Origin of the sequence: Pseudomonas sp., from assembly GCF_049300855.1 — a bacterium.
GTDB lineage: Bacteria > Pseudomonadota > Gammaproteobacteria > Pseudomonadales > Pseudomonadaceae > Aquipseudomonas.
This window is the reverse complement of the sequence record NZ_JBAQKH010000059.1, coordinates 30,810-57,397: the sequence shown is the minus strand read 5'-3', so window position 1 is coordinate 57,397 and position 26,588 is coordinate 30,810. Positions and strand designations below refer to the sequence as shown.

Annotated in this window: 28 protein-coding genes and 1 tRNA gene; 9 read left to right on the top strand and 20 right to left on the bottom strand. The window is 59.6% G+C overall.

Annotated features, from left to right (window positions below):
• The first annotated feature begins 198 nt into the window (after positions 1-198).
• Positions 199-1,416 (top strand): MFS transporter, encoded by a 1,218-nt coding sequence (locus tag WA225_RS28065; RefSeq protein WP_422610458.1) that lies wholly within the window; start codon positions 199-201, stop codon positions 1,414-1,416.
• A gap of 184 nt (positions 1,417-1,600) precedes the next feature.
• On the opposite strand, the gene ychF is transcribed toward WA225_RS28065, so the two are convergent.
• The 8 genes from ychF to WA225_RS28025 all read right to left on the bottom strand — a co-directional run bounded on the left by ychF (position 1,601) and on the right by WA225_RS28025 (position 8,522).
• A complete protein-coding gene (gene ychF / locus WA225_RS28060; protein WP_422610457.1) occupies positions 1,601-2,701 on the bottom strand; it encodes a redox-regulated ATPase YchF in 1,101 nt (366 codons plus the stop codon).
• 22 nt (positions 2,702-2,723) lie between these two features.
• Positions 2,724-3,308, bottom strand: a complete 585-nt coding sequence (pth, locus tag WA225_RS28055; RefSeq protein ID WP_008079560.1) for an aminoacyl-tRNA hydrolase — start codon at positions 3,306-3,308, stop codon at positions 2,724-2,726.
• 171 nt (positions 3,309-3,479) lie between these two features.
• The gene (locus tag WA225_RS28050) at positions 3,480-4,082 is read right to left on the bottom strand and encodes a 50S ribosomal protein L25/general stress protein Ctc (RefSeq protein ID WP_422610456.1); all 603 of its coding nucleotides are present in this window, start codon (positions 4,080-4,082) and stop codon (positions 3,480-3,482) included.
• A 141-nt stretch (positions 4,083-4,223) separates the two neighbouring features.
• The gene (locus WA225_RS28045) at positions 4,224-5,165 is read right to left on the bottom strand and encodes a ribose-phosphate pyrophosphokinase (protein ID WP_003171603.1); all 942 of its coding nucleotides are present in this window, start codon (positions 5,163-5,165) and stop codon (positions 4,224-4,226) included.
• Positions 5,166-5,210: 45 nt separating this feature from the next.
• Positions 5,211-5,285, bottom strand: a tRNA-Gln gene (locus tag WA225_RS28040).
• A 36-nt stretch (positions 5,286-5,321) separates the two neighbouring features.
• Positions 5,322-6,173: a 4-(cytidine 5'-diphospho)-2-C-methyl-D-erythritol kinase gene (gene ispE / locus WA225_RS28035; protein WP_064120438.1), complete on the bottom strand. Its 852-nt coding sequence runs from the start codon at positions 6,171-6,173 to the stop codon at positions 5,322-5,324.
• Positions 6,174-6,176: 3 nt separating this feature from the next.
• Complete coding sequence (gene lolB, locus WA225_RS28030) at positions 6,177-6,794, bottom strand: lipoprotein insertase outer membrane protein LolB (protein ID WP_422610455.1); 618 nt, start codon at positions 6,792-6,794, stop codon at positions 6,177-6,179.
• Between the two features lie 3 nt (positions 6,795-6,797).
• Complete coding sequence (locus WA225_RS28025; protein WP_422610454.1) at positions 6,798-8,522, bottom strand: tetratricopeptide repeat protein; 1,725 nt, start codon at positions 8,520-8,522, stop codon at positions 6,798-6,800.
• A gap of 182 nt (positions 8,523-8,704) precedes the next feature.
• Here WA225_RS28025 and hemA point away from each other — a divergent pair, with 182 nt between their 5' ends.
• The 6 genes from hemA (at position 8,705) to WA225_RS27995 (ending at position 14,065) form a co-directional block, all read left to right on the top strand.
• Positions 8,705-9,991 carry a glutamyl-tRNA reductase gene (gene hemA / locus WA225_RS28020; protein WP_422610453.1) on the top strand — a complete coding sequence of 429 codons (1,287 nt, stop codon included), beginning with the start codon at positions 8,705-8,707 and terminating at the stop codon, positions 9,989-9,991.
• A complete protein-coding gene (gene prfA / locus WA225_RS28015; protein ID WP_422610452.1) occupies positions 9,988-11,070 on the top strand; it encodes a peptide chain release factor 1 in 1,083 nt (360 codons plus the stop codon). Before hemA ends, prfA begins: the two co-directional genes overlap by 4 nt.
• The gene (prmC, locus tag WA225_RS28010) at positions 11,071-11,901 is read left to right on the top strand and encodes a peptide chain release factor N(5)-glutamine methyltransferase (protein WP_422610451.1); all 831 of its coding nucleotides are present in this window, start codon (positions 11,071-11,073) and stop codon (positions 11,899-11,901) included.
• Positions 11,895-12,650 carry a molybdopterin-synthase adenylyltransferase MoeB gene (locus WA225_RS28005; RefSeq protein ID WP_064120444.1) on the top strand — a complete coding sequence of 252 codons (756 nt, stop codon included), beginning with the start codon at positions 11,895-11,897 and terminating at the stop codon, positions 12,648-12,650. The genes prmC and WA225_RS28005 overlap by 7 nt, the downstream gene beginning before the upstream one ends.
• Positions 12,643-13,434: a glutamate racemase gene (gene murI / locus WA225_RS28000; protein WP_422610450.1), complete on the top strand. Its 792-nt coding sequence runs from the start codon at positions 12,643-12,645 to the stop codon at positions 13,432-13,434. Before WA225_RS28005 ends, murI begins: the two co-directional genes overlap by 8 nt.
• A gap of 112 nt (positions 13,435-13,546) precedes the next feature.
• A complete protein-coding gene (locus WA225_RS27995; RefSeq protein WP_422610449.1) occupies positions 13,547-14,065 on the top strand; it encodes an acyloxyacyl hydrolase in 519 nt (172 codons plus the stop codon).
• 132 nt (positions 14,066-14,197) lie between these two features.
• Here the strand turns inward: WA225_RS27995 and WA225_RS27990 are convergent, their stop codons facing one another.
• From WA225_RS27990 to WA225_RS27935, 12 genes are all read right to left on the bottom strand, one after another.
• Complete coding sequence (locus WA225_RS27990; RefSeq protein WP_077574517.1) at positions 14,198-14,503, bottom strand: YkgJ family cysteine cluster protein; 306 nt, start codon at positions 14,501-14,503, stop codon at positions 14,198-14,200.
• A gap of 53 nt (positions 14,504-14,556) precedes the next feature.
• Positions 14,557-15,048, bottom strand: coding sequence for a DUF2878 domain-containing protein (locus WA225_RS27985; RefSeq protein WP_422610448.1), 492 nt, complete (start codon positions 15,046-15,048; stop codon positions 14,557-14,559).
• On the bottom strand, positions 15,041-16,306 hold the full coding sequence (locus WA225_RS27980) for a class I SAM-dependent methyltransferase (protein ID WP_422610447.1): 1,266 nt from the start codon (positions 16,304-16,306) through the stop codon (positions 15,041-15,043). The genes WA225_RS27985 and WA225_RS27980 overlap by 8 nt, the downstream gene beginning before the upstream one ends.
• Positions 16,293-17,108, bottom strand: coding sequence for a DUF1365 domain-containing protein (locus WA225_RS27975; protein WP_422610446.1), 816 nt, complete (start codon positions 17,106-17,108; stop codon positions 16,293-16,295). Before WA225_RS27975 ends, WA225_RS27980 begins: the two co-directional genes overlap by 14 nt.
• Positions 17,105-18,352: an NAD(P)/FAD-dependent oxidoreductase gene (locus WA225_RS27970; RefSeq protein WP_422610445.1), complete on the bottom strand. Its 1,248-nt coding sequence runs from the start codon at positions 18,350-18,352 to the stop codon at positions 17,105-17,107. Before WA225_RS27970 ends, WA225_RS27975 begins: the two co-directional genes overlap by 4 nt.
• Complete coding sequence (locus WA225_RS27965) at positions 18,349-19,131, bottom strand: SDR family NAD(P)-dependent oxidoreductase (protein WP_422610444.1); 783 nt, start codon at positions 19,129-19,131, stop codon at positions 18,349-18,351. Before WA225_RS27965 ends, WA225_RS27970 begins: the two co-directional genes overlap by 4 nt.
• A complete protein-coding gene (locus tag WA225_RS27960) occupies positions 19,128-19,550 on the bottom strand; it encodes a nuclear transport factor 2 family protein (RefSeq protein WP_422610443.1) in 423 nt (140 codons plus the stop codon). Before WA225_RS27960 ends, WA225_RS27965 begins: the two co-directional genes overlap by 4 nt.
• Positions 19,543-20,988 (bottom strand): deoxyribodipyrimidine photo-lyase, encoded by a 1,446-nt coding sequence (gene phrB / locus WA225_RS27955; protein WP_422610442.1) that lies wholly within the window; start codon positions 20,986-20,988, stop codon positions 19,543-19,545. The genes WA225_RS27960 and phrB overlap by 8 nt, the downstream gene beginning before the upstream one ends.
• Positions 20,989-21,004: 16 nt before the next feature.
• Positions 21,005-21,946: a MerR family transcriptional regulator gene (locus tag WA225_RS27950; RefSeq protein ID WP_422610441.1), complete on the bottom strand. Its 942-nt coding sequence runs from the start codon at positions 21,944-21,946 to the stop codon at positions 21,005-21,007.
• A complete protein-coding gene (locus WA225_RS27945) occupies positions 21,946-22,908 on the bottom strand; it encodes a YbgA family protein (protein WP_422610440.1) in 963 nt (320 codons plus the stop codon). Before WA225_RS27945 ends, WA225_RS27950 begins: the two co-directional genes overlap by 1 nt.
• A gap of 221 nt (positions 22,909-23,129) precedes the next feature.
• The gene (locus WA225_RS27940) at positions 23,130-23,345 is read right to left on the bottom strand and encodes a TIGR02450 family Trp-rich protein (protein ID WP_422610439.1); all 216 of its coding nucleotides are present in this window, start codon (positions 23,343-23,345) and stop codon (positions 23,130-23,132) included.
• Entirely contained in the window at positions 23,342-24,328 is a 987-nt protein-coding gene (locus WA225_RS27935; RefSeq protein ID WP_422610438.1) for an NAD(P)/FAD-dependent oxidoreductase, read from the bottom strand. The genes WA225_RS27940 and WA225_RS27935 overlap by 4 nt, the downstream gene beginning before the upstream one ends.
• 197 nt (positions 24,329-24,525) lie before the next feature.
• Between WA225_RS27935 and WA225_RS27930 the strand changes: the two genes are divergently transcribed.
• Both WA225_RS27930 and hemH read left to right on the top strand, forming a co-directional pair.
• Positions 24,526-25,428: a TIGR01777 family oxidoreductase gene (locus tag WA225_RS27930; protein ID WP_422610437.1), complete on the top strand. Its 903-nt coding sequence runs from the start codon at positions 24,526-24,528 to the stop codon at positions 25,426-25,428.
• 13 nt (positions 25,429-25,441) lie between these two features.
• On the top strand, positions 25,442-26,467 hold the full coding sequence (gene hemH, locus WA225_RS27925) for a ferrochelatase (protein ID WP_422610436.1): 1,026 nt from the start codon (positions 25,442-25,444) through the stop codon (positions 26,465-26,467).
• The last annotated feature ends 121 nt before the right edge of the window (positions 26,468-26,588 follow it).

The window sequence follows — 26,588 nt, the reverse complement described above, 5'->3', positions numbered from 1 at the left end:
CATTGTCGGTCGCCTTTGTAAGGCGCCCGCGTTCAAGGGGAGAAGCAAGGCAAGATTCAGACCATGGCGTTGTGCAATCACTTTGCAGTCGACGGTCAGTCAGTTAGTTAGCTGGCTAAGGGGATGGCGCTGACGCACTGAAAAATGGCACATTGACGCACCTGCCTGCGTGCACCCATCTGCTGTCCGGAAATTCCCATGGCTATCAGCAACGTTCAGACCGCCGCTGCCTCGGCGCCCGCTGCTCCCCAAAGCAGTCCTTTGGTGATGCGTATCATCGGCGCAGTGGCGCTGGCGCATTTGATCAACGACCTGATCCAGTCGGTTTTGCCTTCTATCTATCCGATGCTCAAGGCCAATTACGGCCTGACGTTTACTCAGGTCGGCCTGATCACCCTGACCTTTCAACTGACCGCTTCGCTGTTGCAGCCGTGGGTCGGTTATCACACCGATCGGCACCCGAAACCGTGGCTGTTGCCGGCCGGTTCGATCTGCACATTGATCGGCATCGTGATGATGTCAATGGTCGGCAGTTTCCCGTTGATTCTGCTGGCGGCGGCGCTGATCGGTATCGGTTCCTCGACGTTCCACCCTGAAGCCTCGCGGATTGCCCGGCTGGCCTCGGGCGGACGCTTTGGTCTGGCGCAATCGACCTTCCAGGTCGGTGGTAATGCCGGTTCCGCGTTCGGCCCGTTGCTGGCGGCGGCGATCATCATTCCGTTCGGCCAGGGCAATGTGGCGTGGTTCGGTTTGTTCGCAGTGTTTGCGCTGTTCGTGCTGTACCGCATCAGTCGTTGGTATGCCCATCACTTGAATCTGTTCAAGCTCAAGGCCGGTCAGGCCGCGACTCACGGGCTGTCGAAGGGCAGGGTGACCAGTGCGTTGGTGGTGCTGGGGCTGTTGGTGTTTTCGAAGTATTTCTACATGGCCAGTCTGACCAGTTACTTCACCTTCTACCTGATCGAGAAGTTCGACCTGTCGGTGGCCAGTTCGCAACTGCACCTGTTCCTGTTCTTGGGCGCGGTGGCGGCAGGGACGTTCTTCGGTGGGCCGATCGGCGACAAGATCGGCCGTAAAGCGGTGATCTGGTTTTCGATCCTCGGTGTGGCGCCGTTCACGTTGCTGATGCCTCACGTCGATCTGTTCTGGACCACTGTTCTCAGTGTGGTGATCGGCTTCATTCTGGCTTCGGCATTCTCGGCGATCGTGGTGTACGCGCAGGAACTGGTGCCGGGCAATGTCGGGATGATTGCCGGGGTGTTCTTCGGTTTGATGTTTGGTTTTGGCGGGATTGGCGCGGCGTTGCTCGGGCATCTGGCGGATATTCACGGAATTGAGTATGTGTATTTCCTGTGTTCGTTTCTGCCGTTGTTTGGCGTGTTGGCAATTTTCTTGCCGCGTACCAAAAAGGTCTGACGCCACACCATTCCCAACTGTGGGAGCGAGCTTTCTCGCGAAGAGGGCGTGTCAGGCGACGAATGTTTACCTGACACACCGCTTTCGCGAGCAAGCTCGCTCCCACAGGGGAAATGTGTTGGGCCATAAATCGCAGGCACAAAAAAGCCGCGTATCAAACGCGGCTTTTTCTTGGGCGTACCGCTTACACGTTGAAGCGGAAGTGCATGACGTCGCCGTCTTTGACGATGTAATCCTTGCCTTCCAGACGCCATTTACCGGCTTCCTTGGTACCGGCTTCACCCTTGTACTGGATGAAGTCGTTGTAGGCGATCACTTCGGCGCGGATGAAGCCTTTCTCGAAGTCGGTGTGGATCACGCCGGCAGCCTGAGGTGCGGTGGCACCGACTTTGACGGTCCAGGCGCGGACTTCTTCGACACCGGCGGTGAAGTAGGTCTGCAGGTGCAGCATTTCGTAGCCGGCGCGGATCACGCGGTTCAGGCCAGGCTCTTCCAGGCCCAGGGCCTCGAGGAACATGTCCTTCTCTTCGCCGTCATCCAGTTCGGCAATTTCCGCTTCGATCTTGTTGCAGACCGGAACAACCATGGCGCCTTCTTCTTCGGCGATGGCGCGAACCACGTCCAGGTGCGGGTTGTTCTCGAAACCGTCTTCAGCGACGTTGGCGATGTACATGACCGGTTTGGTGGTCAGCAGGTGGAAGCCCTTGATCACGGTTTTTTCGTCCGCGCTCATGTTCTTCATCAGGCTGCGCGCCGGCTTGCCTTCGGTGAAGTGCGCGATCAGTTGCTCCAGCAGAGCTTTCTGAACCACGGCGTCCTTGTCACCGCCCTTGGCGTTACGCGCGACTTTCTGCAGTTGCTTCTCGCAGCTGTCGAGGTCGGCGAAGATCAGTTCCAGGTCGATGATTTCGATATCGCGTTTCGGGTCGACGCTGTTGGAAACGTGGATCACGTTTTCATCTTCGAAGCAGCGCACCACGTGAGCGATGGCGTCGGTCTCGCGGATGTTGGCGAGAAACTTGTTGCCCAGGCCTTCACCTTTCGAGGCGCCGGCAACGAGGCCTGCGATGTCGACGAATTCCATGGTGGTCGGCAGGATGCGCTTCGGATTGACGATGGCGGCCAAGGCTTCCAGACGCGGATCCGGCATCGGCACGATGCCGCTGTTCGGCTCGATGGTGCAGAAGGGGAAGTTTTCAGCCGCGATACCGGATTTGGTCAGGGCGTTGAACAGGGTGGACTTGCCGACGTTAGGCAGGCCGACGATGCCGCAATTGAATCCCATGGTGTTTCCCCTCGGAGTAGAGTCAGGCCTTCTGGCTGTGCAGGTTTTTCATCGCGCGGTTCCATTCACCGGCGAGGATATCCGGCAGCACGCCGAGGGCAAAGTCGATGCTGGCATCGAGTTTTTCCTGTTCGGCGCGTGGCGCACGACCCAGGACGAAATTTGAAACCATACTGGCGACGCCCGGGTGGCCAATGCCAAGCCGCAGGCGGTAGAACGTATTCTGATTGCCCAGTTGCGCAATGATGTCGCGCAACCCGTTGTGACCGCCATGGCCGCCGCCCTGCTTGAGCTTGGCAACGCCCGGAGGCAAGTCGAGTTCGTCATGCGCCACGAGGATTTCTTCAGGCTTGATGCGGAAGAAACCGGCGAGTGCCGCCACGGCCTGGCCGCTGCGGTTCATGTAGGTGGTGGGAATCAGCAGACGAACATCCTGACCCTGATGCGAATAGCGCCCGGTCAGGCCAAAATATTTGCGATCGGCCACAAGATTCACATTCTGTGCGTGGGCGATGCGCTCAACAAAAAGGGCCCCTGCGTTATGCCGGGTCTGGTCGTATTCGGCGCCTGGATTTCCCAGGCCAACGATCAGTTTGATGGCAGTCACGATAGGGGCCCTTCCTTTGAGTGGTGAGTAACATCGCCGCGATCAGGGAAAGCGGCGAAAGTGGACGAAAAATGCTCATTTACCATGGATGTAAACTCCGCGTTCTCGCCCGCTTTCTCGCTACGTTCCAGTCCGCGATGTTACTTGCTCACTCAGGCATGACAGAGTGAATTACTCTGCTGCGCCTTCTTCGGTAGCTTCTGGAGCAACACGTGGAGCGTGGACGTTGGCAACAGCCTTGTCATCGCCGTGTGCCAGAGCAACGAATTCAACGCCTTTCGGAGCTTTGAGGTCCGACAGGTGAATGATCGAACCGATTTCAGCGTCAGCCAGGTCGACTTCGATGAACTCAGGCAGATCTTTCGGCAGGCAGGAAACTTCGATCTCGGCAACAACGTGCGAGATTTCGCCGCCTTTCTTCACAGGAGCAGCTTCGTTGATGAAGTGCACAGGAACGATAGCGGTCAGTTTCTGGCCAGCGACAACGCGTACGAAGTCAGCGTGCAGAACGTGGCCTTTAGCCGGGTGACGTTGCAGAGCTTTGATGATGACGTTCTGCTTGGTGCCACCAACGTTCAGCTCGATGATGTGGCTGTAAGCCGCTTCGTTTTCGAGCAGTTTGGCAACTTCTTTGGCCAGCATGCTGATGGATTCAGGGGCTTTCTCGCCACCGTAAACAACAGCTGGAACCAGAGCGGCGAGACGACGCAGGCGGCGGCTCGCACCTTTCCCCAGGTCGGAACGCACTTCAGCATTCAGAGTAAAATCGTTCATTTTGTATCTCCAAAATAGCCATGACCGAGTGGCGTTTGCGACCAGCGCCAAACACGGTATGGGCAAAAAAGCCCCGCCCCGGCAGGAATGCCGGGGCGGGGCGCTTTTCGTCAACGAGACATTTCGCGAAGGGCAGGGCCCTTAACGGAACATCGCGCTGATCGATTCTTCATTGCTGATGCGGCGAACCGCTTCGGCAACAACCGGTGCGATATCCAGTTGACGGATACGTGCACAGGCTTGTGCTGCAGCGGACAGCGGGATGGTGTTAGTCACCACCAGCTCGTCCAGCACGGAATTTTCGATATTCTCGATGGCCCGACCCGACAGCACAGGGTGTGTGCAGTAGGCAAAGACCTTGGCTGCGCCATGCTCTTTCAAGGCCTTGGCCGCGTGGCACAGAGTGCCGGCGGTATCGACCATGTCATCGACCAGAATGCAGGTACGCCCTTCGACATCACCGATGATATGCATCACTTCAGAGTGATTGGCTTTCTCACGGCGTTTGTCGATGATCCCGAGGTCCACGCCCAGGGATTTGGCAACGGCACGTGCACGCACGACGCCACCAATGTCCGGGGACACGATCATCAGGTTTTCGAAGCGCTGATCTTCAATGTCATCCACCAGAACCGGGGAGCCGTAGATGTTATCTACCGGAATATCGAAGAAACCCTGAATCTGGTCAGCATGCAGATCAACCGTGAGAACACGGTCGATGCCGACTACGGTAAGCATGTCAGCGACGACTTTCGCGCTGATAGCCACACGTGCGGAACGCGGACGGCGATCCTGACGGGCATAACCAAAATAAGGAATAACAGCAGTGATACGAGTAGCCGAGGAGCGGCGGAAGGCATCAGCCATCACTACCAGTTCCATCAGGTTGTCGTTGGTCGGGGCGCAAGTCGGCTGAATAATGAAAACGTCTTTACCGCGAACGTTTTCATTGATCTCGGCTGTAATTTCGCCGTCGGAGAATTTACCGACAGAGATGTCACCGAGAGGGATATGCAGCTGACGTACAACACGCCGAGCCAGATCGGGGTTAGCGTTCCCCGTAAAGACCATCATCTTGGACACGCGCAGTACCTAGAGGCTGAGGGTAACCTGGATGAGTATAGAAAATGGCAGGGGCGGCTGGATTCGAACCAACGCATGGCAGGATCAAAACCTGCTGCCTTACCGCTTGGCGACGCCCCTGTATCTGTTGCATCAAGTGCCGAGCACTTGGTTCCTTTAGAGCAGACTTTGCAGCTTGCGGTGCAACATCGAAACGTTGCTGCCTTTGGCTACAAACCCTGTAAGGGTCTCTGTCAGAAGGGCCGAGACTTTATCAGCTTCAGCTTTGCTTGGGAAGCCCCCAAACACACAACTTCCAGTTCCGGTGAGTTTTGCTTCGGTAAATTTACCTAACAAATCCAATGCGTTACGTACTTCTGGATAACGCCTTGCAACCACCGGCAAGCAGTCATTTCGACTGTTTCCCTCGGGAACGGGGCGCACTTTAATGGGCGGCGTGTTACGTGTCAACAAAGGATCGGAAAAAATTTCTGCCGTACTAACAGAGACTTGCGGCACGAGCACCAGATACCACGGTTCTTCGGGATCCACCGGGGTGAGTTTCTCGCCCACGCCCTCGGCAAACGCCGCGTGGCCACGGACAAAAACCGGTACGTCGGCACCCAGTGTCAGGCCCAGTGCGGCGAGGCGATCTTCGTCCCAACCCAGTTGCCACAAATGATTCAGGCCGAGCAGCGTGGTCGCCGCATTTGAACTGCCGCCACCGATGCCGCCGCCCATGGGCAGGACTTTATCAATCCAGATGTCGATGCCGAGCGGGCACGCGGATTGCTGCTGGAGCATTTTCGCCGCGCGCACGATCAGGTTGCTGTCATGTGGCACGCCTTCGAATTCGGTGTGCAACTGAATCACGCCGTCATCGCGCACGGCAAAGGTGATTTCATCGCCGTAATCGACAAACTGAAACAGGGTCTGCAACTCGTGATAACCGTCTTCACGGCGCCCGAGAATGTGCAGCATCAGGTTGAGTTTGGCCGGCGAGGGCAGGGTCAGGCGTGCAGCGGTCATGCGTTATTGCCCCAACTTGCGCGGTTGCCAGGTCTTGATCACCAGCGTCACGTCGAGGTCAGTGCCATGCAGCTTGATGCGTTCCGGCAACCAATAACCATTTTGTTCGGTGTAGGCGGTGTATTCGACTTTCCAGCCATCCTGTTCCAGGTTGGCCAAACGGCTGTTGGCGTCCAGATTCAGGCGACTTTTAGTATCGGGAGCCGGCAGGCCACGCACCCACCAGGCCAGGTTCGACACCGGCAATTTCCAGCCAAGCTGCTCTTCGAGCAAAGCTTCCGGCGATTGCGATTCGTAGCGGCCCTGGTTGGCGACTTCCAGCGAGACTTTGCCCGGACGCCCGGTCAGACGTGCTGCACCACGACCCAGTGGGCCGGACAGACGAATGTCGTAATAGTCCTGACGTTGCAGCCAGAACAGCGTGCCGCTACCGGAATCTTTCGGTGCGCGGATGCCGATCTTGCCGTCGATCTGCCAGCCATCGAGTCCGGTCAGTTGCTGTTTGTTTGCGGCCCATTGAGCCGGACTGCCGTGGCCCTCGACCGATTCGCGGGTACCAAAACCCGAGCAGCCAGCGAGCAGGGCGATGAAGCTGAAAACAATAACGTGGCGCAAAAACATGGGTTAAAGAGTCTCGGATCCGGTCAGGCGCTTGATGGTGCTGCGCAGAATGGTGCTGTCGGGCTGATCCTTGAGGAATTTGCCCCAGATTTGTTTGGCTTCGCGCTGCTTGCCCTTGGTCCACAACACTTCACCGAGGTGCGCGGCGACTTCGTGATCGGGGAAGCGCTCCAGCGCCTGACGCAGATATTTCTCGGCGTCATCCAGATTGCCCATGCGGTAATTCACCCAGCCGAGGCTGTCGAGAACCGCCGGGTCTTCCGGATTGATCTGGTGCGCCTGCTCGATCAGGGCTTTCGCCTCGGCGTAGCGCGTGGTGCGATCGGACAGGGTGTAGCCCAAGGCGTTCAGCGCCATGGCGTTGTCCGGATCGCGCTTGATGATCAGGCGCAGGTCTTTTTCCATTTGCGCCAGGTCATTGCGCTTTTCCGCGAGCATCGCCCGGGTGTAGAGCAGATTCAGATCGTCCGGGTATTGCTGCAAAGCTGTCTGCAAGACTTTCCAGGCCTTGTCGTCCTGTTTGTTGGCCGACAGGGTTTCCGATTCGATCAGGTACAGCTGAATCGCGTAATCCGGTTGTTCGTCGCGCTGGGCGGCGAGTTTGCTTTGCGCTTCAGCGGTCTTGCCGTTGTTCATCAGAATATCGGCCTGACGCAATTGCGCCGGCAGATAGTCGTTGCCCGGGCCGACCTGGGCGTACTCGATAAGTGCGCCTTGCGGGTCATTGCGTTCTTCGGCGATGCGGCCGAGGTTCAGGTGCGCCGAATCGACGTGGCTTTCACGGGCGATCAAGTCTTCCAGGTAACCCTTGGCTTCATCCCACGCCTTGGCTTCCAGGCAGACCAGCGCCAGCGAGTAGCGCAACTCGTCGTCTTCCGGGTATTGCTGAACGAGGCTGGAGAACTCGGCCTTGGCGTCGTCCATGCGGTCCTGTTCGACCAGCATGCGCGCGTAAGTCAGGCGCAGGCGCTTGTCGTCCGGGTATTTCTTGATGCTTTTTTGCAGCAGCGGCAGGGCTTCGTCGCCACGGTTGAGCAGCTGAAGCAGGCGCGCGCGCAGCAGAATCGGAGCAATCTCACCGTCTTCCGGTGGATTGTCTTCGAGCAGGGCCAGTGCTGCCTTGTTATCGCCGTCCTGCTGCAAAAGCAGGGCTTTGCCAAAAATAAGCTGGCTGTTGTTCGGATGACGCTGCAGCAAGCGGTCAAAACTTTTCATCAGACCGTTGCGGGTTTCCTGATCGGTATCCGCCGCCGACAGTGCGAGGAAGTCGAAGTGGGTGTCGCCCTTGCCCTGCAGGACTTTCTCCATATAGACCATCGAGTCGTCATAACGCCCGGCGCGCGCCAGTTGCACGGCAGCGGCGCGTTGCGCTTCGAGGTCGTCCGGAGCGTTTTTCGCCCAGATCAGCGCGGTATCGAGGGCCGGTTGATCGGCGCCCAGATATTCGGCGATGCGGAAGGCGCGTTCGGAAACGCCCGGATCCTGCGTATTGATGGCCTGGGTCACGTAGTTGTCCAGGGCAATGTCGAAACGATTGCGCTGGCCGGCGAGTTCGGCGCTCAACAGGCTGAAAACGGTTTCCTCGCTGAACGAGCTGTAAACCTTGGGCTTTTCAGGCGCAGGCGTGGTGTCTTCAACCGACGGCGTACCGTCCGGCGACACGGGTGCCAAGGCCTGGCAGCCGCTGAGGAAGACAAAAGCGAGGAGCAACGCGGAAGATCTATTCATATAGGAAGAGGACGACTAACCTGCGGTCGGATCATCATGACACAAGCCTTCGGCCAAACATAACCGAGTCTCAATTGTGCCCATTATAGGGGCTGACGATTGGGACAATAGTCAGCGGTAGTTGTTCTGAATCTTTCTAAGTAGGACAATTGCCGGCTTCACGTCACCATCAGCGACCTTGAATGGCCTTCCTCGCACTCGGTATCAACCACAAGACTGCTTCAGTAGACGTCCGCGAGCGCGTGGCCTTTACGCCTGAGCAGCTGGTGGAGGCCTTGCAGCAGCTCTGCCGACTCACCGACAGCCGCGAAGCTGCGATCCTCTCCACCTGCAATCGCAGTGAGCTTTATATAGAACAGGATCAGCTTTCTGCCGATGTCGTATTGCGCTGGCTGGCTGATTATCATCATTTAAGCCTCGATGAGCTGCGTGCGAGTGCTTATGTGCATGAAGATGATGCGGCAGTTCGTCACATGATGCGTGTCGCCTCCGGGCTCGACTCGCTGGTGCTGGGCGAGCCGCAGATTCTCGGCCAGATGAAATCGGCCTACGCCGTGGCGCGCGAGGCCGGCACCATCGGCCCGCTGCTGGGGCGACTGTTTCAAGCGACATTCAATGCCGCCAAGCAGGTGCGCACCGACACGGCGATCGGGGAAAACCCGGTGTCCGTGGCGTTTGCCGCGGTCAGCCTGGCGAAGCAGATTTTCAGTGATTTGCAGCGCAGCCAGGCTTTGCTGATCGGCGCCGGCGAGACCATCACCCTGGTTGCCCGCCATTTGCACGAGCTGGGCGTCAAGCGCATCGTCGTTGCCAACCGCACGCTGGAGCGCGCCAGTTTGCTGGCCGAACAGTTCGGCGCCCACGCGGTGTTGCTGTCGGACATCCCGGCGGAGCTGGTGCGCAGCGACATCGTCATCAGTTCGACCGCCAGTCAGTTGCCGATTCTTGGCAAGGGCGCGGTCGAGAGCGCGCTGAAGCTGCGCAAGCACAAACCGATCTTCATGGTCGACATTGCCGTTCCCCGGGATATCGAGCCGGAAGTCGGCGAGTTGGACGACGTTTACCTCTACAGCGTCGACGATCTCCACGAAGTGGTCGCCGAAAACCTCAAGAGCCGTCAGGGCGCTGCGCAGGCGGCCGAAGAGATGGTTTCGGTCGGCGCCGACGATTTCATGGTGCGCCTGCGCGAGCTGGCGGCAGTCGATGTGCTCAAGGCCTATCGTCAACAGAGCGAACGCCTGCGCGACGAAGAGCTGCAAAAAGCCCTGCGTCTGCTCGCCAATGGCGGCAACGCCGAAGAGGTGCTCGGGCAACTGGCCCGTGGCCTGACCAATAAACTGTTGCATGCGCCCAGCGTGCAACTGAAAAAGCTTTCTGCCGAAGGCCGCCTCGATGCGTTGGCCATGGCCCAGGAACTCTTTGCCCTTGAGGGCTCACCGGATAGCTTTTCGGATAAAAAACCGCAATGAAAGCGTCACTGCTCAATAAGCTGGATGTCCTCCAGGACCGTTTCGAGGAACTGACCGCGCTGCTTGGCGACGGCGAAGTCATTGCCGATCAAACCAGGTTCCGCGCCTATTCCAAGGAATACGCCGAACTCGAGCCGGTCGTGCAGGCCTATAAAAAGCTGCTCGGCGTACAAAGCGATCTTGAAGGCGCGCAGGCGCTGCTCAAGGACAGCGATCCGGACATGCGCGAAATGGCCGTGGAAGAAGTCCGCGAAGCCAAAGAATTGCTGGTGACCCTGGAAGACGATCTGCAACGTATGTTGCTGCCCAAGGATCCGAATGACGGGCGCAACGTCTTCCTCGAAATTCGCGCCGGCACTGGTGGCGACGAGGCGGCGATTTTCTCCGGCGACCTGTTCCGCATGTACTCGCGTTACGCCGAGCGCCGCGGCTGGCGTGTCGAGATCCTTTCGGCAAACGAAGGCGAACACGGCGGCTATAAAGAAGTGATCGCGCGCATTGAAGGCGACAACGTCTACGGCAAGCTGAAGTTCGAATCCGGCGCGCACCGCGTCCAGCGTGTACCCGCCACCGAATCCCAGGGCCGTATTCACACCTCGGCCTGCACCGTGGCGGTGTTGCCCGAGCCGGACGAGCGCGAAGCCATCGAGATCAACCCGGCGGATTTGCGCGTCGACACTTACCGATCCTCCGGGGCCGGTGGTCAGCACGTCAACACCACCGATTCGGCGATCCGCATCACGCACATACCGACCGGCACCGTGGTCGAGTGTCAGGAAGAGCGTTCCCAGCACAAGAACCGTGCCCGGGCGATGGCCTGGCTGTCGGCCAAACTCAACGATCAGCAAACCGCCGCGGCGGCCAATGCGATCGCCAGTGAGCGTAAATTGCTGGTGGGTTCCGGTGACCGTTCCGAGCGGATTCGCACTTACAACTATGCCCAGGGCCGGGTCACCGACCATCGCGTCAACCTGACCCTGTACTCGCTGGATGAAATTCTCGCCGGTGGCGTGGAAGCGGTGATCGAGCCGTTGCTGGCCGAGTACCAGGCTGACCAACTCGCAGCGATAGGTGAATAAATGACCATCATTGCCAGCCTGTTGCGCGCCGCCGAACTGCCGGATTCGCCGACGGCTCGTCTGGACGCCGAATTGCTTCTCGCCGCTGCGCTGGGCAAATCGCGCAGCTTTCTGCACACCTGGCCCGAGCGCATCGTGCCGAGTGAGGCAGCGCTGACCTTTGCCGACTACCTGCAACGGCGTCGTGGCGGCGAGCCAGTGGCCTACATTCTCGGCCAGCAGGGTTTCTGGAAACTCGATCTGGAAGTCGCGCCACACACGCTGATCCCGCGCCCGGACACTGAGTTGCTGGTGGAAGCGGCGCTGCAATTGCTGCCCGCAACGCCAGCCACAGTGCTCGACCTCGGCACCGGCAGCGGCGCGATCGCCTTGGCCTTGGCCAGCGAGCGTCCGGCGTGGAAAGTCACCGCGGTGGATCGTGTGCTCGAAGCCGTCGCCTTGGCCGAGCGCAATCGCCAGCGTCTGCATTTGAACAACGCCACAGTACTGAGCAGCCATTGGTTCAGTGCGCTGGAAGGTCAGCGTTTTCAGTTGATCATCAGCAACCCGCCGTACATTGCCGCCGCCGATCCGCATCTGGTCGAAGGCGATGTGCGCTTCGAACCGGCCAGCGCGCTGGTTGCTGGTGAGCACGGGCTCGAGGATCTGCGCTTGATCGTCGATCAGGCCCCGGAGCATCTGCAGGCCGCTGGCTGGCTGATGCTCGAGCACGGCTATGATCAAGCCGAAGCCGTGCGCGATCTGCTGCTGACGCGCGGTTTCGAAGAAGTCCACAGCCGCACCGATCTGGGCGGCCATCAACGCATCAGTCTGGGACGCCTGCCGTGCTGAATGATCAGGAATTGCTGCGCTACAGCCGGCAGATTCTGCTGCAACACATCGACATTGACGGGCAACTGAAGCTCAAGGACAGTCGCGTGCTGATCGTCGGCCTCGGCGGTCTTGGTGCGCCGGTTGCCTTGTATCTGGCGGCGGCGGGTGTCGGTGAGTTGCACTTGGCGGATTTCGACACGGTCGATCTGACCAACCTGCAACGCCAGATCATCCATGACACCGACAGCGTCGGCATGAGCAAGGTCGACTCGGCGCTCAAGCGTCTGAGTGCGATCAATCCCGAGATTCAGTTGATCGCCCATCGTCAGGCGCTGGACGAGGATTCTCTGGCGGCTGCCGTGGCAGCGGTGGATCTGGTGCTCGACTGCTCCGATAATTTCTCCACCCGCGAAGCGGTCAACGCTGCGTGTGTGGCGGCGTGCAAGCCACTGGTCAGCGGTGCGGCGATTCGTCTGGAAGGGCAGTTGTCGGTGTTCGATCCGCGTCGCGCCGAGAGCCCTTGCTACCACTGTTTATACGGCCACGGCAGCGAAGCCGAACTGACCTGCAGCGAGGCCGGGGTGGTCGGGCCGCTGGTGGGCCTGGTCGGCAGCCTGCAAGCGCTTGAAGCCTTGAAGGTCCTGGTCGGTTTCGGCGAGCCGCTGGTGGGTCGCTTGCTGTTGATCGATGCCTTGGGTTCGCGTTTCCGCGAGTTGCGGGTCAAGCGTGATCCGGGTTGCAGCGTCTGTGGTTCGCGCCATGCGTGAAGCGCCGATCGGCGTGTTCGACTCCGGGGTCGGCGGCTTGTCGGTACTGGCAGAAATCCAGCGTTTGCTGCCCAACGAATCGCTGCTCTATGTCGCCGATTGCGGGCACATTCCCTACGGTGAGAAAACCCCGGAATTCATCCGTCAGCGCTGCAGCGTGATGGCCGGTTTTTTCCGCGAGCAAGGCGCCAAGGCCTTGGTCATCGCGTGCAATACCGCGACGGTCGCGGGTGTCGCCGATCTACGTCGTGATTTTCCCGACTGGCCGCTGGTCGGTATGGAGCCTGCGGTCAAACCGGCGGCAGCCGCAACGCGCAGCGGTGTGGTCGGCGTGCTCGCCACCACCGGCACGTTGCAGAGTGCCAAGTTCGCCGCACTGCTCGATCGCTTCGCCACCGACGTGCGGGTGATTACTCAGCCGTGCCCCGGTCTGGTCGAGCTGATTGAAAGCGGCGATTTGCTTAGCGCCGAGCTGCGCGCATTGCTGCAAAGTTATGTCGATCCGCTGCTGGCCAGCGGTTGCGACACGATTATTCTTGGCTGCACGCACTATCCCTTCCTTAAGCCGATGCTCAAGTCGATGATCCCCGAGGACATCAGCCTGATCGATACCGGCGCTGCCGTGGCGCGGCAACTGCAGCGGCTTTTGGCGGAGCGCGATTTACTCGCTGCCGGCCCGAACCAGCCGGTCAGATTCTGGACCAGCGCTGATCCTGCGTACTTCAAAAACATCCTGCCGCTACTGGGTCAAACTGCTGGCGAAGTGCAAAACTTCGACTTGTAAAAAAATTGTGAAATAACTAAAAAATCAGCTGAACTTCTGAGCAGACGCTAGCTTCTATAGCGATGAGTTATCTAGAAAACCAAACGATCGTTCCGGAAAAGGAAGTTTCAAAGTGAAGCGACTATTCTGCTTGGCCGCGATTGCGGCCGCACTGATGGGGCAAAGTATTACTGCACAAGCGGCAGGCGTGGAGTTCGCGGTGGGGGCCACCAGCGATTCGACCATGACTTATCGCCTGGGCATGAATTTCGACTGGGACCAGAGCTGGCTGCAGAGCGACGTCGGTCGCCTGACCGGTTACTGGAGCGGGGCTTACACCTACTGGGAAGGAGACAAGACCTCCAGCAACAACAGCCTGTCGTTCTCGCCGGTATTCGTTTACGAGTTTGCCGGTCAATCGGTCAAACCGTATGTTGAGGCAGGGATTGGTGTGGCGGCGTTCTCTAACACCAAATACGAGTCCAACAATCTTGGCGGCTCTTTCCAGTTTGAAGATCGCCTCGGTTTTGGTCTGCGTTTCAATGGCGGGCATGAAGTCGGGATTCGTGCGACGCACTATTCCAACGCCGGCCTGGCCAGCAGCAACGACGGTGTAGAAAGTTACTCGCTGCACTACACGATGCCGCTGTAACTGATACACGCCTGACCCCTGTGGGAGCGAGCTTGCTCGCGAAAGCTGTTTCATGTTCAACGATGATGTTGAATGAAAAACCGCCTTCGCGAGCAAGCTCGCTCCCACAGTTGTTTTCAGTGAACTCAAAAATCAGCGGTAGGCGGTCGTGATGCCTTTGCGTTCTTCAATACACTCCGGTGCGCCCATCTCGAATTCGCGGCAGATCAGCGGGCGTTTTTCGTAGATCGTGCACATCATCGTGTCGCGATCCAGCGCCGCACACCAGCCGTCGTCCAGACGCAGCATCACTTCACCGCCCCACTCATCAGTATCGATAAAGCGATCGGGCACGCCGGTGTCGGTGATCAGCATCACTTCGAGCTGGCAACAGCACGCCGCGCAGGTCGAGCAGGTGACCGCCGGTTCAGTGATTTGTTGGTGGGGAATGGTCTTCATGGGCGGCAGTGTAAGGCAGCGACCGGTGCGTGTGTGAAAGGTCTGACAGACGCTCAGTGACTTAAGCGCCGAGCCATCACATGCAGCAACGGAAACAGTAGCGCCCAGAGCAGGCCGATGCCCACCAGGGTCGGCAACTCGCCGTAGGGAAAGGTCACGCCGGCCAGACGCCCGCCGCCGTAGTACGACAGCGCTCCGCCGACAGCGCCGAGTGCACTCGCCAGCCACCAGGGCCGCGCGCTCCAGGCCAGGCAATGACGCAAGGTGGTCGCGAGCAACGCCCAGAGCAGCATCAGCCACAACGGAATCAGCGGTGACGGGTCCTGAAATTCGAACACGCCCGCCGCGCGTAAAACGCTGTCCACTGCCGTGCCGACAATCACCACGCTGAGCACCAAACGCCCTTCGGCCGCCCAACTGCTGATCCAGCGCAGATGAATCACCAGCACCGCCAGTGCCACCAGCAGCCACAAACTGTTGCCGCCGAGCACGCAGGTCAGCCAGCCGAGCTGGAACAGCACGGCATTGGCAACACGCTCAAGCATCGAAACGGCCGAGCAACGGCGCGGTCATCGCGGCCGGTTTGGCCAGCAACAATTGCGCGGTGCCGATGGTGCGTTCGAGGAAGCCGCCCTCGCAGTAACACAGGTAAAACTCCCACAGCCGCAGGAAATAATCGTCATAACCCAACTCGCTCAAACGGCCATGGGCGCGGCGGAAGTTCTCGTGCCATAGGCGCAGGGTTTTTGCGTAATGCAGGCCGAAATCTTCCATGTGCAGCAGATTCATGTCGGTGTCGCGGCCGACCACTTCGAGCATCTTTTGCACGCAGGGTAGGGCACCGCCGGGGAAGATGTAACGCTGGATGAAATCGACGCCGCGCTTGGCCTGTTCGTAGCGCTGCTCACGGATGGTGATCGCCTGAATCAGCATCAGGCCATTGCTCTTGAGCAGGTGCGCGCACTGTTTGAAGTAAGTCGGCAGGAAGCGATGACCGACCGCTTCGATCATCTCGATCGACACCAGTTTGTCGTATTCGCCGGTGAGGTCGCGGTAGTCCTTGAGCAACAGCGTGACCTGATCCTGCAAACCGAGTTGTTCAATGCGCTGCGCAGTAAACGCGTACTGCTCTTTGGACAGGGTCGTGGTGGTCACGCGGCAGCCGTAATTTTGTGCGGCGTAGAGCGCCATGCTGCCCCAACCGGTGCCGATCTCGAGCAAATGGTCGTCGGGCTTGAGCGCGAGCTTCTGGCAGATACGCTCCAGTTTGTTCAGTTGCGCCTGCTCCAACGTGTCTTCCGGGGTCAGAAATTGCGCCGCCGAATACATCATGGTCGGGTCGAGAAACTGTTCGAACAGGTCATTGCCGAGGTCGTAATGCGCGGCGATGTTTTTCTGCGACCCCTTGCGCGTATTGCGATTAAGCCAGTGCAGCCCTTGCACCAACGGCCGGCTGATCCGGGCCAGACCGCCCTCCATCGCATCGAGCACGTCGAGATTGCTGACGAACACGCGCACCACCGCTGTCAGATCCGGCGAACTCCAGTAACCGTGAATAAACGCTTCGCCAGCGCCGATCGAACCATTACCGGCGACCATGCCCCAAACGGCCGGATCGGCCACATGAATTTCCCCGAGCAATGGGCTGCCCGGCGTGCCGAACATCAGACGTTCGCCATCCTCGACCACCAGTAGTTGCCCGTGTTTGAGCTGACCCAATTGACGCAATACGCCACGGCGCAGCAGCGAACCGGTCAAACCGTTAGTGCTGAGCCGACTGACCGACAGGCTAGAGGATTTCATGGCGGTGCTCCTTGGGAGGCACAGTGGCGGTTTGAAAGCTGCCGTCGGCAGCCTGATGAGCAAAAATCGGTGCACGTTTGAGCAACAGTCGCAGTGCTTGCCAGTAGATCGCCAACGCGGTTTTCGCGGTCATCCACGGAAAGCGGCGCAGGTACCGATGCAGGCTCTGGCGATCAAGGGCTTCGCGCTGCAGATTGAGGGTGGCGTCGAACAGTTTGTCCTCGCCCTGCCAGTCGGCCATGTGCACGCCAAGGTTTTGCGCGGCGGGACTGAAGCTCATGCGGTATTCGAGATCGCGTGGCAAAAACGGCGAGACGTGAAAGGCCTTGGCCACGGCGAAGTGCTGATGAAAGTCGCGCACGTTGACGGGCGCGCGCGCCGGCAGCACATAGTGGTAACGCTCGCGCCACGGGGTATTGGTGACCTCACAGACAATCGCTGCCAATTGCCCATCGGCCTCATGACAATAAAAGAAACTCACCGGATTGAACGACAAACCCCAACTGCGCGCCTGGGTCAGCAGGCAGATCGACCCTTGCGGTTCGTGGCCGATGGCGGCACCGACCTGTTGGCGCACTGCATCGATCAAACGCACGCCGCGCCGGGTGAAGGATTTGAGGTAGTCGGTCTCGCGAAAGGAGAACGGCGCGAAGCGACTGCGACCTGCCAGTGGCGACAACGCGAGTACGGCGTCCTGTTCGCTGAGGTCGAGATAAAGCAAACCGATCTTGTAGCGGAATTCATGCTTGCGCGGCGAAAAACGCCGATGGCCGATCCAGCCGCTATAAAGGGCGCTGTTCATAAGGTTTCCCCGAACGCCGAAGCCACGCGCAACGCGCTGACCACGCCATCTTCATGAAAACCGTTGGCCCAGTAGGCGCCGCAAAAATGCGTGTGTTGGGCGCCATCCAGTTCCGCCCAACGATTCTGCGCCGCCACGGCCGCGAGGCTGTATTGCGGATGAGCGTAAGTGTATTTGGCGAGCACTTTGGCCGGGCTGATGCCGGCGCTCTGATTGAGGCTGACGCAGAACGTGGTGTCGCTCTGAATGCCTTGCAGGATGTTCATGTCGTAGGTGACGGCGGCGTGGGTATGGCCGGCGCCACTGAGGCGATAGTTCCAGCTCGCCCAGGCCAGTTTGCGACTGGGCAGCAGGCGCGTGTCGGTGTGCAGCACCACTTCGTTGTCGGCGTAGGGCAGGGCGCCAAGGATCGCGAGCTCGGCCTCACTCGGGACCGCCAGCAGTTGCAATGCCTGATCGCTGTGGCAGGCGAACACCACTTTGTCGAAATGCTCGATGCCCGCCGGGCTGTGGATAATCACGCCGTTATCTTCGCGATCAACCCGGGTCACCGCGCAGTTGAGGCGAATGTTTTCTGTGAACGAGGCCGTCAGCGGCGCGATGTAAGCACTGGAACCGCCCTCGATAACCCGCCATTGCGGACGATTGCTGACCGACAGCAGCCCGTGATTCTTGAAGAAACGCACGAAGAACTGCAGCGGAAAATTGAGCATCTCGGCCATCGGCATCGACCAGATCGCCGCGCCCATCGGCACGATGTAATGGAGGATGAAACGCTCGCCGTAGTTGCCTGCTTTCAGGTAATCGTCGAGGGTCATGTCGCTGGAAATGCGCAGTTCGGCGAGATCGCGCTGGGCTTCTTTGTTGAAGCGCAGAATGTCGCGCAACATGCCCCAGAACCCCGGCGAAAACACATTGCTGCGCTGGGCGAACAGGCTGTTGAGGTTGTTGCCGTTGTATTCCAGGCCGGTGTCCGGGTCGGTCACCGAAAAACTCATTTCGGTGGCCTTGAACGGCACGCCGAGCTGACCGAGCAGGCGAATGAAGTTCGGATAGGTCCAGTCGTTGAACACGATGAACCCGGTGTCCACCGCGTACTGGCGATCGTCGACCGTCACCTCGACCGTGTGCGTGTGGCCACCGACCCAGTCGCTGGCCTCGAACACCGTGACGTCGTGGCGACGATTGAGCAGGTAGGCGCAGGTGAGCCCCGCAATCCCGCTGCCGACGATGGCGACTTTCATGCTGGATCCTGCAGCGGTGGTGGTTTGCGCACCATGCGCTTGCCAATCGCCAGTTGTGCCCGCGCCGGGAGTTTCGACAACGGCCACAGCGCGGCCATGAACAGTGCCGGGAAGGCGATTTCCAGTGGCCGGTCCTTGAGCTTGGCAAAGATGTGCCGCGCGGCTTTATCCACAGGCCAGCTCAGTGGCATCGGGAAATCGTTTTTTGCGGTGAGCGGGGTTTCGACGAAGCCCGGGCTGACCACGGTGACTTCAATGCCTTCGTCCGCCAGGTCAATGCGCAGTGACTCGAACAGATAGCGCAGCCCGGCCTTCGACGCACCATAAGCTTCCGCCCTGGGCAGCGGCAGATACGTCACCGAACTGGCCACGCCGACCAGATGCGGCGCGGTGCCTTTGCGCAACAACGGCAGGGCGGCTTCGATGCAATAACTGCTGGCGAGCAGGTTGGTGCGCACCACATGTTCGACGATCGAGGCATCGAACTGCTTGGCATCGACGTATTCGCAGGTGCCGGCGTTGAGGATCACCGAGTCCAGCGAACCCCAGTCCTCGCTGATCTGCTCGCCGATTTCACGGACGGTCTGGCTGTTGGTCAAATCCCCCGGCACCACCAATACCTGGCCCGGGTAACGCAGCGACAAGACTTTGAGTGGCGCCAGCTGACGCGCACTCACGGCCAGATGTGCACCGGTCTTGAGGATTTCTTCAGCCAGTGCCGCGCCGATGCCACTGCTGGCCCCGGTCAACCAATAGCGCCGTGGAGGTGTACGACTCATCCCATTCTCCTTTTTAGCCAAGCGATAACCCGGCCCAATACGGGTAAATGCTCATACAACAGTGCCCCGGCATCGAAATAGTCCCGGTGGCGATAAACCTTGTCGTGCCATAGCAGATGCGAACAGCCGCTGACGCGAATCACCTGGCCAGCCGCCAGTCGCGAATGGCGATAACTCATGACCCAGCGCAGGTAACCTTCGCCCTCGCCAACCTGGTCGTACCCATGAAAATCGAAACGCAGCTCGCTGACGTTGGCGTACAGCGCCTGGAAATAGTCGCGCAGTTGCGCCAGCCCCTGCACTTCGTGCAACGGGTCGGTGAAGTGAATGTCATCGCTGTACAGCTCGCCCAAGCGGTGCAGGTTGTCTTTGTTCAACTCGCAGAATTGTCGGGCGAAGCGGCGCAGGAATTCACTCATCGTCGCCTCCTGTCGAGGCACGCGAAGGCAGGTTCTTGAACGCGGCCAAAGCGCGCTCGCGGGAGGCACTGAGATTGACGATGGGCGACGGATAATCGGCAACGCCAAACAGCCCGCCGAGGTTGGCCGGGTTGTGGATTTCCTTTTTGTTCAGCCCGGCGAGTTCCGGCAGCCAGTGCTTGATGAACAGGCCTTCGCTGTCGAATTTTTCCGACTGGCTCAGCGGATTGAAAATGCGGAAGTACGGCGCGGAGTCGGTGCCGGTCGAGGAGCTCCATTGCCAGCCACCGTTGTTCGCCGCCAGATCGCCGTCGATCAGATGGCGCATGAAAAAGCGTTCGCCTTCGCGCCAGTCGATCAGCAGGTTTTTGGTCAGGAACATCGCCACGACCATGCGCAGACGGTTGTGCATCCAGCCGGTTTCGAGCAGTTGGCGCATGGCGGCATCGATGATCGGCAAACCGGTGCGCGCCTCTTGCCAGGCGGCGAGCTCGTCCGGTGCGTCACGCCAGGCCAGCGCTTCGGTTTCCGGGCGAAAGGCGCGGTGACGCGACACCCGCGGATAGCCGACCAGAATGTGTTTGTAGAACTCGCGCCACAGCAGTTCGTTGATCCAGGTGACCGCGCCGACCTTGCCGCTTTCGAATTCGCCCTGATTGCTTTGCAGGGCCGCGTGCAGGCATTGGCGTGGCGAGATCACCCCGGCGGCCAGATAGGCCGAGAGCTGGCTGGTGCCGGGTTTGGCCGGGAAGTCGCGCTCGCTTCGGTAGTAATCGATCTGCGCGTCGGCGAAGGTTTCGAGGCGGCGTTGTGCTTCTTTTTCACCGGCCGGCCACAGGGATTGCAGGGATTCGCTCGGAGTGGCGAAGCCTTTGACCGAGTCGGGAATCGGGTCGCTGTCGACCTTGAGTTTCGCCTGTTTGCCGGGCGCCTTGACCAGCGCTGGCATGGAGCGGTGCAGGCGTTCGTAGCAGACTTTTCTGAACTGGCTGAATACCTTGAAGTAGGTGTCAGTTTTGGTCAGCACGGTTCCGGGCTTGAACAGCAGTTGATCGAGGTAGCTGTGAAACTCGACGCCTTCAGCTTGCAGGGTTTGCGCCACGGCGGCATCGCGACGGCTTTCATGGACGCCGTATTCTTCGTTGACGTGAACCGCTTCGATCTTCAGTTCGCGGCACAGCTTGAGCAGCTCCGCTGGAGCCTGATTCCAATGATTGGCGGTGCGGATCAACAAAGGGATATTCAGCTCGCCGAGGCTTTTGCTCAGTTCTTTGAGATTGCGTAACCAGAAGTCGACCTTGCACGCGGCATCGTCATGTTCCAGCCACTGCTGTGGGCTCAACAGGTACACCGCCACCGTCGGGCCGCGGGCTGCGGCGGCCGCGAGCGCGGTGTTGTCATGTTGGCGCAAGTCGCTGCGCAGCCAGATCAATTGCATGAGATCAAATCCTTCATTAAATCAGCCCACGCTGAACCAGTACCTGATGCGCAGATAGCGCGTCTTCAGCCAGGTACAAATCGGTCATCTCGGCAGTTCTTACGGACAACTCGGCGTGGTGGATGCATACCGTTGGTCCGACAATCATTTTTGTACAACTGATGCCGCTCAATAGCTTCGGCAACTGCGCAATTTGCATGGCTTTGCTGGAATACAGCAGTACGCCACGGGCTTGCAGATGTTCAACCGCCAGGGCCAGTTCTCCTGGCGGTAACGGCCAGTCAAACACCTGCACCGGGCAATCGGCGCTGCTGATCAGCCACGCGCATAGCCACAGGTGAGGTTCCAGTGTCAGGTCGGAATGGTTGATCAACAGCAAGGGCGCGGTGTGTAACTGACGATTGTTATGGTAGATGCGTGCGCCGAATTTGCTGCGCAGCCAGGAAAAAAAGAACACCCGCTCCATCTGCGCGCCGAACTGGCCCTGCCAGCGTTGTTCGAGTTCGGCCAGCAGCGGCAGCAGCAATTGTTCGCACAACGTGCGCGGCGGATAGAGCGCCATCGCCTGATTGACGCTGTCATCGAGGTTGCGTTCGTTGAGTTGGCTGACCGCGGTCAACAAGGTCTGGCGCAGCAGGTGCCAATCGTTTTCCACTACTTCGTGGACCGTTTGCGCGGTGTCGAGCAGCGGCTTGACCTGACTCACGGCAACGCCCCGGTTCAGCCAGGTGAGGATGTGCAGAATTCGCTGGACATGCTCGGCGCTGTACAGACGATGACCCTTGGGCGTGCGTTGCGGCACGATCAGGCCGTAGCGGCGTTCCCACGCGCGCAGGGTGATCGCGTTGACGCCGGTCTGCCGCGCCACTTCGCGGATCGGCAGCCAGCCTTCGTCGAGGGCTTTCTTGAAGTCAGCGCCGAGGTCTTCCTGGGCGCTGCTGTCGGGTTTGTCGTTCATCAGATGGCGTTTCGCAGGCTGAGGTTTTCCGGATGCGGTTGCAGGTAAACCTGTTGCGCGATGTACGGATCGGGGTGTTGGCGAAAGTGATGTTTGAGCAGCGTCAGCGGCACCACCAGCGGCACGATGCCTTGGCGGTACTGGCCGATGACGTGGACCATTTCCTGTTTGTCTTCGGCGCTGATCGCTTGTTTCAGGTAACCGCTGATGTGCTGCAGAACGTTGCTGTGGGTGCCGCGCGTGGCGCATTTTTTCAGCGCCTGCATCAGCTCACTGAAGTAGCGCGGGCCAACTTCGCCAGGGTCGCTGTGGGCCATGTTGCCGAGCAGCTTGCCGAGGGTTTTGTACTGCACAGGGTTGTGCGCCATCAGCAGGTATTTGTAGCGCGAGTGGAATTCGGTCAGGGCCCGACGGCTGAGGCCTTGCGCGAGCAATTGCTGCCAGGCGCTGTAGGCGAAGACGCGGGTGATGAAGTTTTCGCGCAGTACCGGATCGTTGAGGCGCCCGGCTTCTTCCACCGGCAGGTTCGGGTGTCGTGCGCAGAAGGCCTGGGCGTAGATGCCGCGTCCGCCGCCATTCACCGGTGCGCCGTTGGCGTGATAGACCTTGACCCGTTCCAGCCCGCAGGACGGCGACTGCTGCATGAAGATGTAGCCGCAGATGTCATTGAGTTCGGCGGCCATTTGCTCGCCGTATTCGGCCAATGCTTCGGTGACGTTGATCGCGGGGTTGACGGTGCCGATAGCCTCGGGACGCTGCGGGTCGCCGACCAGCCGGATCGGCTCGCGCGGAATACCCATGCCGATGGCGACTTCCGGGCACACCGGGGAAAAATCGAAATATTCAGAGAGTGTGCGGCTGCACAGTCGCGATTCCTTGTGCCCGCCGTTGTAGCGCACCTCGGCACCCATCAGGCAGGCGCTGATAGCGATTTTTGGTTTGGCTACGCAAGGATCGGACATGGGCACCTCGAATCTATACCTATACAGAGGTTTATCTCTGTACAACTTTCTTCAGCATAGATTCATGGGTGTACAAGTCAAATCATTTGTATAACTTTTTTCGGATTGAGCGCAGTTTACTGTGGGAGCGAGCTTGCTCGCGAAAGCGGATTGACTTTCAACAGATGCATTGGCTGATTCACCGCCTTCGCGAGCAAGCTCGCTCCCACAGGGGAGGGTATTTACCTCCAGCCTTGCAGCCATTCAGCGTTGTTTTGTAGCGTCTGCCAATCGAATCGTTCGGCACGCTTGGTCAACACCGCCTGCAACTCGATTTCCAGCACCGTGCCTTCCTCATCACGAAACAACTCGGTCACCAGAAAATGTTTCTCACGATTCTGCGGGTGTGCTGCTGTCCATTTCGACAGCAGCAATTTTTGCGGATTGATGCGCTTCACTGCAGGTGCTCATGCAAGCGACGTGCAGCCTCCTGACCGCTCAGCCAGGCTCCTTCGACGCGGCCGGAAAGGCACCAGTCGCCGCAGGCATACAGGCCCAGATCGGCGTCGGCCAAGGTGCCCCATTCATGACCTGTCGCAGGACGTGCGTAAAGCCAGCGATGGGCGAGGCTGAAGCTCGGCGCCGGCATCGCGCTGTGCAGCAATTCGGCGAATGCACCGTGCAGATGCTCGATCACCGCTTCCTTGGACAGGTCGATGTGTTGCCGACTCCATGCGCTGGTCGCGTGCAGCACCCAAGTGTCGAGGGTGTTATCGCGCCCGGGTTTGCTGCGGTTGCGCGCCAGCCAGTCCAGCGGGCTGTCTTGTACGAAGCAACCTTCGATGGGCGTATCCAGCGGGGTTTCGAAGGCGAGGGCGACAGCCCAGGTCGGGTCCATTTTTACCCCGGCGGCGGCACCGGCAAGTTTGGGTGCGGCGGCCAGCAATGCGGTGGCTTGCGGTGCCGGCGTGGCGATCACCACGTGGCTGAAGGGGCCGTGGGTGAAGCCTTCGGCGTCCTGCAGGTGCCAGTGCTCTTCACCGCGAAAAACTTCAGTGATGCGGCAGGCGAAGTGCACTTCCAGGCCATCGAGCAAGCCGCGGGTGATCGCGCTCATGCGCGGTGAACCGACCCAGCGGGTCTGCTCGTCGGGCGACAGGTTGAGTTGCCCGCCCTGGCAGGTGTAGAGCTGCGGCGTCCACTCGGCGACCCAGCCCTGGCTTTGCCATCGCTGCACTTCAGTGACGAAGCGCCGATCGCGGGCGGTGAAATATTGCGCGCCCATGTCCAGCGAACCGGCGTCGCTGCGCTTGCTCGACATGCGTCCGCCGCTGCCGCGGCTTTTGTCGAACAGTTGGACGGTGTGCCCGGTCTCTGTCAGAGCCTGGGCGGCGGAGAGTCCGGCGATGCCGGTGCCGATGATTGCGATAGGTACAGTCATAGGGGCCTCGTTTACCTTTCTGTACAGACTACGCCGTGGTTGAAACCTGTACAATTTTGTTTTTTGGTATAACTTCTAGCGTTCTCGTTCTGACAGCTTGGCCTATGGTTAAACAATAGAGCCTGCCCGTTCGAAAAGATCCCTGTTTATAAAAATAGACTAGTGATCCGGGTAAAACGCCACGCGAGGAAGATGTCATGCACATATTGCTGACCGGCGGTACTGGTTTGATCGGACGTCAGCTCTGCCGGCACTGGTCCGGGCAAGGCCATCGGCTGACGGTATGGAGTCGCAAGCCGGAAAAAGTCGCGAAGATTTGCGGTGCGCAGGTGCGTGCGGTTGCGCGTCTGGAAGAGATCGGCGAGGAGCCTGTCGACGCGATCATCAATCTGGCCGGCGCGCCGATTGCCGATCGGCCATGGACCCATCGGCGCAAGGCGGTGCTGTGGAGCAGTCGCATCAAGCTCACGGAAACGCTGTTGGCGTGGCTCGAAACTCGCGCGCAAAAACCGTCGCTGTTGATCTCCGGTTCGGCGATTGGTTGGTACGGCGATGGTGGCGAGCGTGAACTGACGGAAGAATCGCCGCCGGTAATCGACGACTTCGCCAGTCAGTTGTGCATCGCCTGGGAAGAGACCGCACTGCGCGCCGAAGCGCAGGGCATTCGTGTGGTGCTGGTGCGAACCGGTCTGGTGCTGTCGGCCGAGGGCGGCTTTTTGTCGCGGTTGTTGCTGCCGTTCAAACTTGGGCTCGGCGGGCCTTTGGGCAATGGCCGGCAGTGGATGCCGTGGATTCATATCAACGACCAAATCGCTCTGATTGATTTTCTTCTGCACCGGGATCAGGCCAGTGGTCCTTATAATGCGTGCGCGCCGCAACCGGTGCGCAATCGCGAATTTGCCAAGACGCTGGGCAGCGTGTTGCACCGCCCGGCGTTCATGCCGATGCCGACTCTGGCGCTGAAGGTCGGCCTCGGCGAGATGTCTCTGTTGTTGCTCGGCGGCCAAAAGGCTACGCCGGCACGCTTGCTGGAAGCGGGCTTCACCTTCCAGTTCACGGATTTACGCGCGGCTCTGGATGACCTCTCCAGCCGCCTCTGAAATAGGACGTTGCATGACCGATCACGCCTTGCTTCTGGTCAACCTGGGTTCCCCGGCCTCAACCTCAGTGGCCGATGTGCGCAGCTACCTCAATCAATTCCTGATGGACCCGTATGTGATCGACCTGCCATGGCCGGTACGGCGTCTGTTGGTGTCGCTGATCCTGATCAAGCGCCCGGAGCAGTCGGCCCACGCCTACGCGTCGATCTGGTGGGATGAAGGTTCGCCCCTGGTGGTGCTCAGCCGTCGCCTGCAACAGCAGATGAGCACACAGTGGACCCACGGCCCGGTGGAACTGGCGATGCGTTACGGCGAGCCGTCAATCGAAACCTGCTTGCTGAAGCTGGCGGCGGCGGGGCACAAACGCATCACGCTGGCGCCGCTGTATCCGCAGTTCGCCGACAGCACCACGACCACGGTGATTGAGGAAGCCCGGCGGGTGATTCGGCAGAAGAAACTCGACGTGCAACTGTCGGTGCTGCAACCGTTTTACGATCAGCCGGAATACCTCGACGCGCTGGTTGAAAGTGCCCGACCGCATCTGCAGCAGGATTACGATCATTTGCTGTTGAGTTTCCACGGTTTGCCCGAGCGGCATCTGACCAAACTCGACCCGAGCGGCAATCATTGCTTCAAGAATGAAGAGTGCTGCAAGAACGCTTCGCCTGCGGTATTGGCCACCTGTTATCGCGCGCAATGCCTGCGCACGGCAGCGCTGTTCGCCGAGCGCATGGGCCTGCCGGACGGCAAATGGTCGGTGTCGTTTCAGTCGCGGCTGGGCCGAGCGAAGTGGATCGAGCCCTACACCGAGGCGCGGCTGGATGAGCTGGCGAAAAGCGGTGTGAAGAAGATTCTGGTGATGTGCCCGGCGTTTGTTGCCGACTGCATCGAGACGCTGGAGGAGATTGGTGATCGCGGTAATGAGCAATTCCGCGAAGCGGGGGGCGAGGAATTGGTGCTGGTGCCGTGCCTGAATGACGACCGGCAATGGGCGAAGGCGTTGGCGACCCTCTGTGAAAGAGCACCGTTGGCCCTTTAAAAGCCAGAAGCTTCGCGAGCAAGCCCGCTCCCACATGATCGTTCCCACGCTCCGCGTGGGAATGCCTCTAGGGACGCTCCGCGTCCAGTGACGCGGAGCGTCACGGGCTGCATTCCCACGC

Excerpts from the sequence above, each read along its gene's own strand:
- WA225_RS27950 (WP_422610441.1), bottom strand. The coding sequence starts at position 21,946 with ATGAACGACAAACCCGACAGCAGCGCCCAGGAAGACCTCGGCGCTGAC.
- WA225_RS27930 (WP_422610437.1), top strand. The coding sequence starts at position 24,526 with ATGCACATATTGCTGACCGGCGGTACTGGTTTGATCGGACGTCAGCTC.
- WA225_RS28025 (WP_422610454.1), bottom strand. The coding sequence starts at position 8,522 with ATGAATAGATCTTCCGCGTTGCTCCTCGCTTTTGTCTTCCTCAGCGGC.
- WA225_RS28065 (WP_422610458.1), top strand. The coding sequence starts at position 199 with ATGGCTATCAGCAACGTTCAGACCGCCGCTGCCTCGGCGCCCGCTGCT.
- phrB (WP_422610442.1), bottom strand. The coding sequence starts at position 20,988 with ATGCAATTGATCTGGCTGCGCAGCGACTTGCGCCAACATGACAACACC.
- WA225_RS27970 (WP_422610445.1), bottom strand. The coding sequence starts at position 18,352 with ATGAAAGTCGCCATCGTCGGCAGCGGGATTGCGGGGCTCACCTGCGCC.
- prmC (WP_422610451.1), top strand. The coding sequence starts at position 11,071 with ATGACCATCATTGCCAGCCTGTTGCGCGCCGCCGAACTGCCGGATTCG.
- hemA (WP_422610453.1), top strand. The coding sequence starts at position 8,705 with ATGGCCTTCCTCGCACTCGGTATCAACCACAAGACTGCTTCAGTAGAC.
- murI (WP_422610450.1), top strand. The coding sequence starts at position 12,643 with ATGCGTGAAGCGCCGATCGGCGTGTTCGACTCCGGGGTCGGCGGCTTG.
- WA225_RS27980 (WP_422610447.1), bottom strand. The coding sequence starts at position 16,306 with ATGAAATCCTCTAGCCTGTCGGTCAGTCGGCTCAGCACTAACGGTTTG.
- ychF (WP_422610457.1), bottom strand. The coding sequence starts at position 2,701 with ATGGGATTCAATTGCGGCATCGTCGGCCTGCCTAACGTCGGCAAGTCC.
- prfA (WP_422610452.1), top strand. The coding sequence starts at position 9,988 with ATGAAAGCGTCACTGCTCAATAAGCTGGATGTCCTCCAGGACCGTTTC.
- WA225_RS27975 (WP_422610446.1), bottom strand. The coding sequence starts at position 17,108 with ATGAACAGCGCCCTTTATAGCGGCTGGATCGGCCATCGGCGTTTTTCG.
- WA225_RS27960 (WP_422610443.1), bottom strand. The coding sequence starts at position 19,550 with ATGAGTGAATTCCTGCGCCGCTTCGCCCGACAATTCTGCGAGTTGAAC.
- WA225_RS27965 (WP_422610444.1), bottom strand. The coding sequence starts at position 19,131 with ATGAGTCGTACACCTCCACGGCGCTATTGGTTGACCGGGGCCAGCAGT.
- lolB (WP_422610455.1), bottom strand. The coding sequence starts at position 6,794 with ATGTTTTTGCGCCACGTTATTGTTTTCAGCTTCATCGCCCTGCTCGCT.
- WA225_RS28050 (WP_422610456.1), bottom strand. The coding sequence starts at position 4,082 with ATGAACGATTTTACTCTGAATGCTGAAGTGCGTTCCGACCTGGGGAAA.
- WA225_RS27945 (WP_422610440.1), bottom strand. The coding sequence starts at position 22,908 with ATGTCCGATCCTTGCGTAGCCAAACCAAAAATCGCTATCAGCGCCTGC.
- ispE (WP_064120438.1), bottom strand. The coding sequence starts at position 6,173 with ATGACCGCTGCACGCCTGACCCTGCCCTCGCCGGCCAAACTCAACCTG.
- WA225_RS27985 (WP_422610448.1), bottom strand. The coding sequence starts at position 15,048 with ATGCTTGAGCGTGTTGCCAATGCCGTGCTGTTCCAGCTCGGCTGGCTG.
- WA225_RS27990 (WP_077574517.1), bottom strand. The coding sequence starts at position 14,503 with ATGAAGACCATTCCCCACCAACAAATCACTGAACCGGCGGTCACCTGC.
- WA225_RS27935 (WP_422610438.1), bottom strand. The coding sequence starts at position 24,328 with ATGACTGTACCTATCGCAATCATCGGCACCGGCATCGCCGGACTCTCC.
- hemH (WP_422610436.1), top strand. The coding sequence starts at position 25,442 with ATGACCGATCACGCCTTGCTTCTGGTCAACCTGGGTTCCCCGGCCTCA.